Source organism: Flavobacterium sp. Leaf359 (assembly GCF_001423985.1).
GTDB classification, from domain to species: domain Bacteria; phylum Bacteroidota; class Bacteroidia; order Flavobacteriales; family Flavobacteriaceae; genus Flavobacterium; species Flavobacterium lindanitolerans.
The window spans coordinates 503332-518266 of the sequence record NZ_LMPW01000001.1 but is presented as its reverse complement, the minus strand read 5'-3'; the positions used below and the strand labels follow the sequence as shown (position 1 = coordinate 518266).

10 protein-coding genes are annotated in these 14935 nt (G+C 37.1%); 2 read left to right on the top strand and 8 right to left on the bottom strand.

The window, feature by feature from the left end; all coding sequences use genetic code 11:
- Nucleotides 1-12: 12 nt before the first annotated feature.
- From ASG38_RS02290 to ASG38_RS02260, 7 genes are all read right to left on the bottom strand, one after another.
- Nucleotides 13-1992, bottom strand: a complete 1980-nt coding sequence (locus ASG38_RS02290; RefSeq protein WP_056066543.1) for a protein-disulfide reductase DsbD — start codon at nt 1990-1992, stop codon at nt 13-15.
- Entirely contained in the window at nt 1989-3293 is a 1305-nt protein-coding gene (tilS, locus tag ASG38_RS02285; RefSeq protein WP_056066540.1) for a tRNA lysidine(34) synthetase TilS, read from the bottom strand. Before tilS ends, ASG38_RS02290 begins: the two co-directional genes overlap by 4 nt.
- Before the next feature lie 39 nt (nt 3294-3332).
- Nucleotides 3333-4619 carry an anthranilate synthase component I family protein gene (locus tag ASG38_RS02280; RefSeq protein WP_056066756.1) on the bottom strand — a complete coding sequence of 429 codons (1287 nt, stop codon included), beginning with the start codon at nt 4617-4619 and terminating at the stop codon, nt 3333-3335.
- 115 nt (nt 4620-4734) lie between these two features.
- Nucleotides 4735-6141 carry a dihydrolipoyl dehydrogenase gene (lpdA, locus tag ASG38_RS02275; protein WP_056066537.1) on the bottom strand — a complete coding sequence of 469 codons (1407 nt, stop codon included), beginning with the start codon at nt 6139-6141 and terminating at the stop codon, nt 4735-4737.
- Between the two features lie 193 nt (nt 6142-6334).
- Nucleotides 6335-6547, bottom strand: a complete 213-nt coding sequence (locus ASG38_RS02270) for a hypothetical protein (RefSeq protein ID WP_056066533.1) — start codon at nt 6545-6547, stop codon at nt 6335-6337.
- Nucleotides 6548-6666: 119 nt separating this feature from the next.
- Nucleotides 6667-8022 (bottom strand): Na+/H+ antiporter NhaA, encoded by a 1356-nt coding sequence (gene nhaA / locus ASG38_RS02265; protein WP_056066531.1) that lies wholly within the window; start codon nt 8020-8022, stop codon nt 6667-6669.
- A 92-nt stretch (nt 8023-8114) separates the two neighbouring features.
- Nucleotides 8115-8573, bottom strand: a complete 459-nt coding sequence (locus ASG38_RS02260; protein WP_056066528.1) for an Lrp/AsnC family transcriptional regulator — start codon at nt 8571-8573, stop codon at nt 8115-8117.
- Between the two features lie 168 nt (nt 8574-8741).
- Between ASG38_RS02260 and ASG38_RS02255 the strand changes: the two genes are divergently transcribed.
- The gene (locus ASG38_RS02255; protein ID WP_056066525.1) at nt 8742-9965 is read left to right on the top strand and encodes an aminotransferase class V-fold PLP-dependent enzyme; all 1224 of its coding nucleotides are present in this window, start codon (nt 8742-8744) and stop codon (nt 9963-9965) included.
- A 579-nt stretch (nt 9966-10544) separates the two neighbouring features.
- Entirely contained in the window at nt 10545-12728 is a 2184-nt protein-coding gene (locus ASG38_RS02250; protein ID WP_056066522.1) for a DPP IV N-terminal domain-containing protein, read from the top strand.
- Between the two features lie 52 nt (nt 12729-12780).
- Here the strand turns inward: ASG38_RS02250 and ASG38_RS02245 are convergent, their stop codons facing one another.
- The gene (locus tag ASG38_RS02245; RefSeq protein ID WP_056066519.1) at nt 12781-14715 is read right to left on the bottom strand and encodes an amino acid permease; all 1935 of its coding nucleotides are present in this window, start codon (nt 14713-14715) and stop codon (nt 12781-12783) included.
- Between the last annotated feature and the right edge of the window lie 220 nt (nt 14716-14935).

Genomic DNA, 14935 nt, shown 5'->3' with positions numbered 1-14935 from the left:
AAAAGGGGGATTTTACAATCCCCCTTTTTTATGTTTTGAAATTCCTGATTTTAACCAGGCTTCATACTCTTCTTTATCGGGAGTATATCCTACAGGCTCATTTAAATCATTTCCTTCTGAATCCAGAATAATATAATACGGTTGTGCATTTGCCTTATATCTTGTGATTTGAAAATCACTCCATTTGTTACCTTTAGTTTTGATTTTTCTTCCGGTTTCTTTAGAAACATATTTTTCAGCTTCTGCGAGTTCCTGCTTTTCATCCACATATAAGGAAATCAACACTACATCATTTTTTAGAATAGACTGGATATTATTGTCAGACCATACAAAGTCCTCCATCTTACGGCAATTTTCACAGCCAAATCCGGTAAAGTCCAATAAAATTGGTTTATTTACTTTTTTAGCATAGGCAACACCCTGGTCATAATCTGTAAAAGCAACAATATCGTGAACTGCTAATTTTGCACCTTCGGGAAGTGCTTCGCCGGAAGAAGTCCCTCCTCCTTTTGAGTTTCCAACTCCATACGGTGACTCGCTATAAGTTATAGACGGAGGGAAACCGCTAATAATTTTTAACGGGGCACCCCAAAGTCCCGGAATAAGGTAAATCGTAAACGATAATACCAAAAGACCTAATGAAAACCTGCCTACAGAAATATGGGTCAGCGGACTATCATGCGGCAATGTTATCTTTCCGAATAAATAGAACGCCCAGGCACCAAACACGGCAATCCATATGGCAAGGAAAACTTCTCTTTCCAGTAAATGAGTCTGCATTACCAAATCTGCCTTTGAAAGGAATTTAAATGCAAAGGCTAACTCTAAGAATCCTAACGAAACTTTAACCGTATTCAACCATCCGCCTGATTTTGGAAGTGAATTCATCCATCCCGGGAATAAGGCAAAAAGCATAAACGGAAGCGCTAAGGCCAATGAGAATCCCACCATACCCACAATAGGCGCGATACCGCCTTTAGAAGCTGCTTCGACTAAAAGCGACCCTACAATTGGTCCTGTGCAGGAAAAAGAAACTATTGCCAGGGCTAACGCCATAAAAAAGATTCCGATAAAACCTCCTCTGTCTGCCTGTCTGTCTACTTTATTAGCCCATGAATTCGGCAAAACAATTTCAAAAGCACCTAAAAAGGAAGCAGCAAAAAATACCAGCAGAATAAAGAAAATAATATTAAACCATACGTTGGTTGAAAGGGCATTCAATGCATCTGCTCCAAAAATTGCAGTAACCAATGAACCCAATATGACATAAATTAAAATAATTGAAACACCATATAATATAGCATTTCTTATTCCCTGGGATTTGGTTTTGCTTTGTTTTGTAAAGAAACTTACCGTCATCGGTATCATTGGAAAAACACAAGGTGTCAGTAAGGCTGCAAAACCAGAGAAAAAAGCAATCAGGAAAATAGTCAAAAGTCCTTTTTCAGTTTCCTTTGCCGGTTTCTGAGTGGTTACGGTTTCTGCTTTTTTTTCGGCTTTGGTTGTTACCGGTTCAGAAAACGTCTTTACTTCCTGGGCAGTGAGATTTTTCAGGTCAAACTCAAAATATTTATTTTGCTGGATGCAGACCTTTTTACAGACCTGATACGACAGTTCAATCTGTACAAGGTTATTGTCTTTATTAGTAATCTTAATCTTTTGTTTTAGCTGTACGGTATTTTCGAAAAAGATCTCATCTATTTTAAAAATATCGTTGAATTCAGTACGGGTTTTACTTTCTTCGGCTTTACCTGTTGCCTCAAAATTACCCTCACCATTATTCATCAATACTTCCAATGGATTTACACCGCCTTCTGGCGTAAATTGAGAATACATATGCCACTCCGGTTCAATCACACCGTCAAAAGTCATTTCATATTCTGTATCAGATAGTTTTTCTATTTTGGAAGTCCATTTTACAGGGTCTAAAATCTGCGCATGAGAAGAAACAAGGGCGAAGAAGAAGAACAGCAGGAGGCTTATTTTTTTCATTTCAGGATTTCTATTTTTAATATTTGTTGAGTTGTATTGCTTACATAAAATCTACGGTCTGAACGTTTTCCTATAATCCAGACTATCTTATTGTCAGAAATCAGCAGCCATGTATTTTCTTTTTCGCTTAAAGACATTTTCTCGTCTTTAAAATACTTGCTGACTTTCTTTTTTCCATCGATTCCAGTCGGACAAAAATAGTCACCTTCCCGCCATTTTCTAATATGCAACGGAAACTTTAACGTTTCTTTATCTACATAAATCCGGTGAGTATCTGAAGCCTTTATTATTTGGTCTGTTTCCGAGATTTTCAGAGGTATGGGCGTCTTGATTTCATTGCCAATTATTTCATAAATGCCGGAATCTTTTTCTTTGATAGGCTCTAAAATCAGATATTCTCTATCTTTCAGCAGCCTGTAGTTTTCAGAGAGAATTATTTTTCCGGATTGGGCTTCTGTGAGTTCATAAATATCTTCCCACGCTCTGAATCCGAAAGGTTTTAGCCATTCATACAAATAGGCCTTATAATTAGCCAGTCTTTTCAGTTCTGAAATATTGAAATGCTTCTGGTTTTCTTTTTCAGAAACGACCTGCTTATAAACCAAAACCGAAGCATCTTCTGCCAATGATTTTGCCTGTTGCAGATTATTCAGAGTATCCTGAAAAGAATCCAAAAAAGAAGGATTCAGGCTTTTCAGGATTGGAATAATATCATGACGCAGCTTATTCCGGAGGTATTTGTCGGATGCATTACTACTGTCTTCCCTCCATTCAATTTTATTTTCAACGGCAAAATTTCGGATTTCTTCCCGGCTAAAATTCAGAAGCGGACGTACAATCCTGTTGTTTTGGGCAGGGATTCCTGTCAATCCATCCAGTCCTGTGCCTCGTGTCAGATTAATCAGGAAAGTTTCCAGATTGTCATCCAGATGATGTGCCGTTAGTATATAATCGAGCTTGTTTTCTTCAAGCAACTGATAAAACCAAATGTAGCGAAGTTGCCGTGCCGCTACTTGAATTGATAGTTTATTATCTGTAGCAAAACTTTCTGTATCAAAACGGGTTACAAATAACTGAATTTTGTTTTGTGAAGCAAAATCTATGATAAATTTTTCATCCCCATCACTTTCATTTCCGCGAAGTTGAAAATTACAATGTGCCATTGTAAAAGTACAACCCGATTCTTTTAAAAGATGTGCCAAAACCATGCTGTCAAGACCTCCGCTAAGTGCCAATAACAGTTTTTTTTCTTTTAAGAAAGGAAGGTTTTCAGCTAAATGTTTTTGAAATTTTAAAAGCATTTCCAAAGATATAAAAAGGAAAAATGAATACCTAGCACCTTACGATTCCAATACTTCACGCATGGCCTTTGCTTTCAACAGGCATTCTTCATATTCTTTTTCAGCAACCGATAACGCTGTTATGGCACTGCCAACAGAAAAGGAAACATATCCGTTTTGTTGGTTATACAATATACTACGTATGACAACATTAAAATCAAAATCGTTTTCTGGTGTAAAATACCCCACAGCCCCGCTGTAAAGACCTCGTTTGGTTTCTTCCAGGTCTTCAATAATTTTCATTGCAGAGATTTTTGGCGCTCCCGTCATACTTCCCATAGGAAATGTTGTCCTGATAATTTCTACAGCAGATTTTTCTTTATCTGCTTCGGAAACAACTGTTGAAATCAGATGATGCACCTGTTTGAAGGTATAAGCCCCGCAAAGTTCCTCCACTTCTACAGAATTTTTTGCAGCCGTTCTCGACAAATCATTTCTCACCAGGTCAACAATCATGATATTTTCCGAACGCTCTTTTTCATTGGATAATAACCTTTGCTTTATGGCTTCGTCTTCCTGAAAATCGGGATGTCTTTTTGCCGTTCCTTTAATAGGCTGCGAAATAATCTTATCCTTCTCTTTCCTTATGTATCTTTCCGGTGAAGCCGATAAAAGATACTGTTTGTTGTTTTTAAAAAATACGGCAAAAGGCGGTTCCGAAATCTTATTCAGACTTTTATAAGTTGCTATAGGATTAATTGTTGCGTTTTCTGCAAAAAATTCCATGCAGAAATTGGCTTCATATATGTCTCCCCTATGGATATGTTGCTGCATCTCTGAAATTTTTTGCAAATAGCTCTGTTCAGAAATGCGTTGCTGTATTTTTAATTTTTGTGCAGCGTTAACCAGAGTAACCTGTTTGTTGATTGCTTCCAAATCCTCCTCTATTTCATCATCACACATATTCAGGTAACAAATCTCCAACTGATTGCCCTTCAAAAAGAAAAGTTTTTTAGGTTGGAAAAAAAACAGGTCAGGAAAGTGCAAGCCATCAAAATTGTCAGATATTAAGGCTTCCGTATCATTTTTCAAATCATACGAAAGATAGCCAAAAAGCCAGTCTTTAGTCGTTTGCTGGTATTGTTTCAGGTCTTCAAAAGCATTATGCTCGTCTGTCTGGATTAACGTAAAAGCATCGACGGCAAGCACTGCATCAAAAGACGTATAATTTTGACGGTAGTCATTGCTGTCTAAAAAAAGGGCTTCGCGGAATTGTTCGGACCAGCCTAAAAGCTGCTGTTTAAATTCCTTTGGGTTTTGGACCTCTATAATGATGGATGTTCTCAAGAATGCTTTATTTGGAGACAAAATTACGATTTAGTTGTGAAAAATAATCGCTATATCAGGTATGAAAAAACCCGCTTCTTTTGAAAGCGGGTTTTTTTATCATAATTAGATTCTGTTACATATGAATTGACCTGTTGTCTGTTGCAGCAAGTGCCGCTTCTTTTACAGCTTCAGCATAGGTTGGGTGAGCATGGCTCATTCTTGAAATATCTTCAGCAGAAGCCTTAAATTCCATTGCTGTAACTGCCTCCGCAATCAAATCGGCAGTTCTTGCACCAATCATATGGATTCCTAAAACTTCATCTGTTTTAGCATCGGCAAGGATTTTCACGAAACCGTCTGTATCACCGCTAGCACGCGAACGTCCTAAAGCCTTGAATGGGAAGCTTCCTGCTTTATATTCTACTCCTGCTTCTTTCAATTGCTCTTCTGTTTTTCCAACAGCGGCAACTTCCGGCCAGGTATAAACAACTCCCGGAATCAGGTTGTAATCAATATGCGGTTTTTGTCCGGCAAGAGTTTCTGCAACAAATACACCTTCTTCTTCTGCCTTATGCGCTAACATGGCACCTTTGATTACGTCACCAATTGCATAAATATTCGGAACCGAAGTCTGTAAATGGTCATTTACTTCAATCTGGCCTCTTTCTGTAATTTTCACCCCTGCTTTTTCAGCATTTAATCCGTCAGTATAAGGACGACGTCCTACTGATACTAAAGAGTAATCACCATCAAGAGTAATAGTTTCGCCTTTTGCATTTTCAGCCTGAACCTGAACACCATCTCCGTTTCTTTCAACTGATTTTACTTTGTGCGACGTATAGAATTTCATTCCTTGCTTTTTCAATACTTTTGTCAATTCTTTTGACAAACCGGCATCCATACCCGGAATGATTCTGTCCAGATATTCTACTACAGAAACCTGTGCTCCTAAACGCAGGTAAACCTGCCCTAATTCCAAACCAATAACACCACCACCAATAACAATCAGGTGTTTAGGAACTTCTTTTAAATTCAAAGCTTCTGTTGATGTGATGATTCTTTCTTTGTCAATTTTGATAAACGGTAAGGTAGATGGCTTCGAGCCGGTTGCGATAATCGTATATTTTGCTTCAAGAGTTTCAGATGAACCGTCGGCTTTGGTTACATTGATGTGCGTTGCATCTTCAAAAGAACCAACTCCCTGGAAAACAGTAATTTTGTTTTTATCCATAAGATATTTGATTCCTGAAACGTTCTGGTCTACCACGGTTCCTTTGCGGGCAACCATCTGTTCAATGCTGAATTTTACTTCTCCGGTTATTTCGATTCCGTGTTCCTTGAAATGCGAAACGGCATCATAGTAATGGTGCGAAGAATCAAGCAATGCTTTTGACGGAATACATCCAACGTTCAGGCAAGTTCCTCCTAAAGTACTGTATTTTTCAATGATTGCGGTGTTAAAACCTAATTGTGCAGCTCGGATTGCAGCAACATATCCACCAGGACCTGAACCTATAACGACTACGTCAAATGAACTCATGATATATATTTTTTTGTGTTTTTAAAAATTTGTGACACAAAATTAAGGAAGTTTTTTTGTTCTAGGAAGCGCTTGGCTGTTTAAAAATTCTCTTACTGTTTTTATTCGTCTTTAAATACCATACAAGTAATTTCAGTCAATAAAAAAAGCCCGGAATTTCTCCCGGGCAGTTCTTTTAATTTTTTATTATCTGCTATATTGGCGATTGGTCGCAGGTATAGACTTGCGGGCAGGCAATATAATAGATGCAATACTTAGGACCTGTCACGGCACCGCTGCACGAGCAGCCGCATAAAGATAAATCGATGGAAGTATCCAAATCTACCGACCCTTGTCCTGTAATTGCTTTTAAATTTTCTTTTGAGAGTACTGCTACTCCGGCGATGTTTAAAATGTTTGTTTTCATAACAATAATGTGGTTAAGTTAATAATCTCAAATATAAGGATTTACGTTTTTTTATTTTTACGATTTCCCACATATTTCAAAACTTTAACAAAATAAACATGAATAATATAGTCTATTACTTATGAAGCACTAATACTTCCTATTTCGTTTTTAGGCTTTCGATTAAGTAAAATATACCCTAAAATTCCGGCAATTATAGAAGCGGCAAATATGGCTATCTTAGCTTGTGTAACATGTTGCGGGTTGTCATAAGCAAGTGTTGTTATAAAAAGACACATCGTGAAACCAATACCGGATAAAACACTTATACCCAAAAGATGGTTCACTGTCATTTTCTTTGGAAGCTTTACCAATTTCAGTTTAAGCAACAAAAACGTAATTCCAAAAATACCGAGAAACTTCCCTACTATCAGTCCTGTTACTATACCCAAAAATATATTATTTGAAAACAAATCTGCAAAGTCAATATCAAACACAACTCCGGCATTTGCCAAAGCAAAAATGGGCATGACGATAAATGAAACGACAGGATGAAGGCTATGTTCAAGACGTTGCAAAGGTGGAGTTGCATGTTTTGTCATCGACTTCATTTTTTTTATGATGTTTAACTGTCCTTTCGTCAAGGTAACCCCTGAAAGTGATTCTGTTTTATCCAGTTCACCTGAATACGACTTGATTTTAGACAGAAAACCTTTTTCACTTATTTTAGTAGTAGCAGGAATGGTAAAAGCTACTAATACAGCCGCTATTGTGGCATGGACACCTGAAAGTAAAAATGGAATCCATACACCAATAATACCTACAATACCATAAAAGAGTGTACTCCTTACCCCTATTTTATTGGCTAAAATCAGCAGTAGAAAAAAGAGCAATCCTAATCCCAGGCTCCACATCGATATTTCGTTTGTGTAAACAAGGGCAATTATCAAAACAGCACCAATATCATCTACAATTCCAAAAGCCGTAAAAAAAATCTTCACAGACACCGGAACCCTATCTCCCAATAAGTATAAAATCCCAAGTACAAATGCAATATCACAAGCCATAGGAATTCCCCATCCATTGATGGCCTGGGTATCAGATCCATTAAAAAGAAAAAAAATAAGTGCGGGAAAAATCATTCCGGAAATCCCAACTATAATAGGCAGGACTGCATTTCTGAAACCTGATAACTGACCGTCCACCATTTCCCTTTTCAACTCCAGTCCCAAAACAAAAAAGAATATAGAAATCAAACCATCATTAATCCAATGATGCAAATCATAATCTAAAAAAACAGTATCATTAAATCCAATCGATATTCTGTTTTTCCAAAATCCTAAAAAAGATTCCGACCAGGGTGAATTGGCTAAAATTATAGCAATAATGGCAGCACCCAAAAGCACCACACCACCCATAACAGAATTGCTTATAAAAGATTTTAACGGATTGATTATATATTTGTCAACTGTAGTCTGTTGTAATTGATGCTGCATGTAATTTTTTTTGGTTATTCTCAAAAATAGATTTTTAACATTTAAAAACCAATGATTTACAAGTACATTAGCATTTATTTAGCTTTTTGAAATCAAAAGACAAAAGCAGTAGTATTCTTGACTTCTCCAATCATAAACATACTGTGCGTACTGCCAATATGCTGCAGACTTGTAAGCTTCGTAACCATAAATTCCCTGTATTCTTCCATATTTTCCACACAAATTTTAAGTATGTAGTCATAATCACCGCTCACATGAAAACATTCGAGAACTTCATTGAGCTGTACGACCTCTTTTTCAAATTGCGAAATAAATTCTTTGGTGTGCTGCATCAATTTCAAGTGGCAAAAAACAACAAATCCTTTTTGGATAGTATTTCTGTCAAGAAGAGCTACATATTTTTTTATGATTCCTTCCCTTTCCAGTTTTTTTATACGTTCATAAACGGCTGTAACGGAAAGGTCCAGCTTTAGGGAAAGTTCTTTGGTAGTACGCTTGGAATCCTCCTGCAGCAGTTTTAAAAGTTTTTTGTCAATAGTATCTAATGTCATAATTGATGGATTTTCGGTTGATATAATATTTTACAATACAATTCAGATTAAAAAACTATCAAAATTATAATTTATAGTTTAATATTCTAAATTTTAAATATATAATTGATTTTTTACTTATTTGATTGTTTTTTTGGTTTTTATTTTACTATTAACTATCATTATATTATGAAAGATTTTAATCCGGCAGACAATATTCAGGACTTACAATATTTTGGAGAATTTGGAGGCGTAAACCCTTCTATATCTGATTCTTCTACTTATACTTTTTTATCGGCAAAAACAATGTTCGACACTTTTGAAGGCAATGCTGAAGGGTGTTACCTGTATTCACGCCATTCCTCTCCAAGCAACCTGTATCTCGACAAGGCTCTGGCTGCTATGGAAGGTACAGAATCTGCAAATGTAGCGGCTTCCGGTATGGGTGCGATTACACCAACCTTATTGCAATTGTGCGGAAATGGTGACCATATTGTTTCCAGCAGAACTATTTACGGAGGAACTTATGCCTTTTTAAAGAATTTTGCTCCTAAATTTGGTATCAAAACAACTTTTGTAGACATTACAAAATTGGATATTGTTGAAGCTTCTATTACACCTGACACTAAAGTTCTTTACTGTGAAACTGTGAGTAACCCGCTTCTTGAAGTGGCTGATATTGCCGGTTTAGCTAAGATTGCCAAAAAACACAATATCAAGTTGGTAGTCGATAATACTTTTTCGCCATTGTCTGTTGCTCCTGCAAAACTGGGTGCCGATATCGTAATACACAGTTTAACAAAATACATTAACGGAAGTAGTGATACCGTAGGCGGTGTTGTTTGTGCTTCTCAGGAATTTGTGAATAGCCTGAAAAATGTAAACAATGGTGCGAGTATGCTTTTAGGACCTACAATGGACAGTCTTCGTTCTGCCAGCGTGATGAAAAATCTAAGAACATTGCATATACGTATTAAACAACATAGCTACAATGCTCTTTATCTTGCTGAAAAGTTTGAGAAAGATGGATTGAAAACAGTCTACCCGGGACTAAAAAGCCATCCGAGCCACGAATTATACAAAAACATGATTAATCCTGAATATGGCTTTGGAGGAATGATGACAATTGATGTAGGTACGCTTGATAAGGCAAATGAACTGATGGAGTTGATGCAACAGCGAAATCTGGGATATCTGGCCGTGAGTCTAGGATTCTACAAGACTTTGTTCAGTGCTCCCGGAACATCTACATCAAGCGAAATTCCTTTAGAAGAACAGGCTGCTATGGGATTGACCGATGGATTAATCCGTTTTTCAATCGGATTGGACAATGATATTGAAAGAACTTATTCTATGATGAGAACCTGTATGGAAGACTTAGGAATACTGGATAAGTCTATGGCTTTAGCATAATAACCAACCTAAATAAACCGTGATGCCTTTTTAGTTCCAATCTGGAATTATAAAGGCATTTTTTTCTTCTTTAGAACACTGACTTCTCTAATTCCTCAGATTTTCACTTATTTTAAAATCTGGGATAATCTAGGTAATCGGTGGCATATATTTGATTCTGCATAATTTTAGGAATGCGGATAACACGGATTTCACGGATTTCCATCCATCTCTTGAAAATCTGTATTAATCTATGCAATCTGTGGCGTATATATTTGATTACTTATAATTTAAGAACGCGGATGACGCTGATTTCGCTGATTTCCATCCGTCTCTTAAAAAATCTGGGATAATCTTTGCAATCTGTGGCATGCCTTTTTGATTTCAGCATAATCAGGAACGCGGATTAGACCGGTTTTATGTATTATCAACTACATCTTAATATTCTGCAATATCCGTGTAATCTTTAGTTTATGTATTCAAAAAATCAAAATCTTATAAGGTCAAAGATGGCATTACCTTTTTTAAGGAATATTTGTAACAATCTTTCATTTCCACGACTACTATTTTGAGTAAATTAGCGACTTTAATTTTAACAACATGAAAAAAATATCTTTTTTATCGGCTTTCCTTCTGGCTGGGATTGTCGCTTATGCCCAAAAGAACCTTACTATTGAAGAGGCTACTTTTGGACAATATCGAAACTTTGCCGTTGAAAACCTGGTTGCTCCAAAATGGAGAAAAGACACCAAAGCCATAACCTATCTGGATAATTCTTATTCAAAGCTGGTTTCTAAAAGCGAAGAAGGCAATTGGACAGAAACAATTGTTTTGACAAAAGCCGACCTTCAGACAGCCTTGAAAAACAAATTTTCTACTGATGAATTTCAATTGAGAATGTTCCCGTATTCTTATACGTGGATTGACAAAAGCACATTGGAATTTGAAGTAGACGGAAAGAACTCCAAATATCTTATCCAATTTGATGTTGATAAAAAAGAAGTCAGAAATGGCATTGCTTTTTCTTCAGATGGAAGAAACCAGATTATTTCGTCAGATGGAAAATATGCAGCCTGGCTAGATAACAATAACATTAAGATTACTACCAATTCAGGGCAGACAACTAACGTTACTTCTGATGAAAATGCCGGAATAGTAAACGGAAGCGATTATACACACAGACAGGAATTTGGAATCAACCGTGGAATGTGGTGGAGTCCAAAAAATGACAAGCTGGCTTATTACCGAAAAGATGAAACAATGGTTGCCGATTATCCGCTTACTGATTTTAGTGCGCGAATTGCGGCCAATAAAAATATCAAATACCCAATGGCGGGTATGAAAAGTGAGGAAGTAACTCTTGTGGTTTATGATGTAAATGCTAAGAAATCGGTAACATTGCAAACCGGAGAACCTAAAGAGCAGTTCCTGACCTGTATTACATGGGACCCAAGCGGGAAATTCGTTTATATTGGCGTATTAAACAGAGAGCAGAATCATTTGAAATTAAACAAATATGATGCTTCAACGGGAACTTTAGTAAAAACGTTATTTGAAGAAAAAGCTTCTACTTATGTGGAGCCGTTACACGACCTGACTTTCCTTCCAAATTCTGCAACAGAATTTTTATACCGAAGTGAAAAGGACGGTTTTGAGCAATTGTATCTTTACAATACAGATGGCAAACAGGTTCGAAAACTGGGCTATAATGATGTTGTGGTTACCAGCCTATTGGATTTTGATAAAGAAGGAAAGAACGTATTCTACATCGGAACATCAAACAACGGTCTGGACAGACAGTTTTTTAAAGTGGATTTGAAATCAGGCAAAACAACACAATTGACAACTACATCCGGAATGCATGCCGGTAGCATTAGCAGTGACGGAACCTTATTGCTCGACCAATTTACCAATGTGACTACTCCTAATGAAGTGGCCATTGTAAATTTAAAAACAAACAAATCAACCAATCTGATTAAAGCAACCAATCCTTACCTGGGAAAAACAAATCTTCCAAAAATGGAATTGGTAAAAATAACTGCTGCCGATGGCAAAACACCTTTGAATGGTCGTTTGATTTATCCTGCTAATTTTGATGCTACTAAAAAATATCCTGTAATGGTATATGTTTATGGCGGACCTCATGCACAGTTGGTACAAAATGAATGGCTTGGTGGAGCGGGTCTGTTTGATTTCTTTATGGCACAAAATGAATTTGTAGTCTTTACGGTCGATAACAGAGGAAGTGATGCACGCGGAAGAGATTTTGAGCATGTTATTCACAGAAATCTGGGACAAAACGAAATGGCAGACCAGATGAAAGGAATCGAATTTCTTAAATCAAAAAGTTTTGTTGACCAGGACAGAATCGGGGTTTACGGATGGAGTTTTGGAGGTTTTATGACTACTTCCCTCCTTTTGAACCATAATGACGTTTTCAAAGTAGGCGTTGCCGGAGGTCCTGTTTGCGACTGGAAATACTATGAAGTAATGTATGGTGAAAGATATATGGATATGCCGCAGGAAAACCCTGAAGGTTATGAAAAAGCAAGCGTTATCAACAAAGCCAAACAATTGAAAGGGCATCTGTTAATGATTCACGGAGCACAAGACCCGGTTGTTGTACAGCAAAACAGCATGGAATTTATCCAGGCGTGTATCAAAGAAGGAAAACAGGTTGATTATTTCTTATACCCTACGCACGAACACAATGTTAGCGGTAGAGACAGAATCCACTTGAATCAAAAGATTGCAGATTATTTCTTCCTGTATTTGAAAAAATAATTTCCATTAATAAAAAGAAAGCCGGCTTAATCAGCCGGCTTTCTTTTTATCTTTAATTCTCCTTTATAAAATTCAGTTTGCTGTGTTTTCTGCTATAGCCAAAGTAAATTGCCAATCCAACTAACAGCCAGATAAAGAAGTAAATCCAGTTCCAGACACTTAATTCTGCCATCATATACAAACAGCAAATTAATCCCAATAATGGAATGAGTGATAGATTTTGGCGGAATGCCCACACAGCCAGTCCTACCAAAACGGTAAGGAAAATCCACATCGGTATTTTGTGCTTGAATAAGGCAAAACCTGTTTCATATTTCAATGATTTATCTATGGGAAGCGATTCTACAACAGCAATGTATTCTGTTTCATTTTCCTGAAAATCGCTTAGTATCTGCTCTAAATCCGTAGTCTTATTAAATACCCTTTCTTTGTGATTTTCAACCAGAAATTTATATACTTCTTCCGTTTCAGCTTTATTAAGAGAAGTAACGATGGAAGCCGGACTGTTAATCTGCGGTACATTCGTTATAAAATCCATCGTGTTCTTTTTGTTGTAGGTAAACGAATAAACAATACCTGCAAGCAGTAAAACAGGAACGATGTATTTGGAATTGATATAAGGCGTTTTGAACTTCCCTCGTGGAATATTTGGTTTGTTCTGCAATACAAGTACACCCGTACAAACAAGTACAAAAGCAAATAATGTTCCTATACTGCACAAATCAGTAACCATGGTCAGGTTTAGGAAAAGAGCCGGAATAGCAACCACGAAACCGGTTACGATGGTTGCAAAAGATGGCGTCTTGAATTTAGGATGCACTCTTGAAAATTTCTGTGGCAACAAACCATCGCGGCTCATGCTCATCCAGATTCTTGGCTGTCCCATCTGAAATACCAACAATACGCTGGCCATAGCTACAACGGCACTTACCGCTATAATTCCTGACATCCACTTCAAATCCAGCTTTTCAAACACAAAAGCCAAAGGGTCACCTACATTCAGGGAATTGTATTTTACCATACCAGTTAATACCAGCGCAATAGCAATATACAGAATTGTACATATAATAATAGCCCACATCATTCCTCTAGGAAGGTCACGCTGCGGATTCTTACATTCTTCAGCCGTAGTAGAAATAGCGTCAAAACCAATATAGGCAAAAAACACAGCAGAAACTCCTTTCAGTACGCCATTCACCCCATTAGGAGCAAACGGGTTCCAATTTTCCGTATCTACATAAAAAACACCTACAGCAATTACCAAAAGTATGACACATAGCTTGACAACAACCATCAGGTTACTGGCATTTCTGGATTCTTTCATTCCTCTGTATACCAAAGCAGTTATCAAAACGATGATGAATAAGGCAGGAATATCTGTTACCAGATGAAAAGAACCTATTACAGGCGAAGTTGTCCAGGCTGTATAAGCATCCTGTAATCCTGCATCCAGATTGGCGAATGATTTCCCGCCCTGCATTAAGGCAGTTGCTTCTGCATAGCCGTTAGAAGCTGTGAGATAATCCATCTGTATCCATTGCGGCAGATGGAGACCACCGCTTTCGAGCAGTCCGGTGAAATAATCACTCCACGATATGGCTACGGTAATATTCCCGATGGCATATTCCATAATCAGTGCCCAACCAATAATCCAGGCTATCAATTCCCCAAAAGCAACATAAGAATACGTATAGGCGCTACCTGAAACAGGCACCATTGAAGCAAATTCAGCATAGGCAAAGGCTGCAAAACTACAGGCTAAGGCCGTAAACAAGAATAAAAAGATAACTGCCGGACCACCATCAGCACTGGCTTTTCCAATAGTACTGAAAATTCCGGCACCAACTATGGCTGCAATTCCAAAAGCCGTCAGGTCTCTGGCTGTCAGGTGTTTTCCTAATGAACTGTGTCCGTCTATTTCGTTTTTTTCAACCTGCTTTAAAATATCCTGTACTGTTTTCTTTCTGAATAAACTGGAAAAACTCATATATGGAAGTGCGTATTTAATTGATTTTGTGAAGAATCTATTTCTGTGGTTTAAAATTTAACCAAAAACAAATATATAAAACCAAACTTAATAATAGGATTTATGAAAAAGAAAAATGCCAAAACTGCGAATTCAATAAAAATAGAAATCAAAAATTAGAAGATTCTCAGCCTACCCAAAACAATAGCCTTAAACTATCGATAAATAAATATATATAATA

What these genes read in the sequence shown, in the direction of transcription:
- ASG38_RS02290 (WP_056066543.1), bottom strand. Translation starts at nt 1,992, where the DNA reads ATGAAAAAAATAAGCCTCCTGCTGTTCTTCTTCTTCGCCCTTGTTTCT.
- tilS (WP_056066540.1), bottom strand. Translation starts at nt 3,293, where the DNA reads ATGCTTTTAAAATTTCAAAAACATTTAGCTGAAAACCTTCCTTTCTTA.
- lpdA (WP_056066537.1), bottom strand. Translation starts at nt 6,141, where the DNA reads ATGAGTTCATTTGACGTAGTCGTTATAGGTTCAGGTCCTGGTGGATAT.
- ASG38_RS02270 (WP_056066533.1), bottom strand. Translation starts at nt 6,547, where the DNA reads ATGAAAACAAACATTTTAAACATCGCCGGAGTAGCAGTACTCTCAAAA.
- nhaA (WP_056066531.1), bottom strand. Translation starts at nt 8,022, where the DNA reads ATGCAGCATCAATTACAACAGACTACAGTTGACAAATATATAATCAAT.
- ASG38_RS02260 (WP_056066528.1), bottom strand. Translation starts at nt 8,573, where the DNA reads ATGACATTAGATACTATTGACAAAAAACTTTTAAAACTGCTGCAGGAG.
- ASG38_RS02255 (WP_056066525.1), top strand. Translation starts at nt 8,742, where the DNA reads ATGAAAGATTTTAATCCGGCAGACAATATTCAGGACTTACAATATTTT.
- ASG38_RS02250 (WP_056066522.1), top strand. Translation starts at nt 10,545, where the DNA reads ATGAAAAAAATATCTTTTTTATCGGCTTTCCTTCTGGCTGGGATTGTC.
- ASG38_RS02245 (WP_056066519.1), bottom strand. Translation starts at nt 14,715, where the DNA reads ATGAGTTTTTCCAGTTTATTCAGAAAGAAAACAGTACAGGATATTTTA.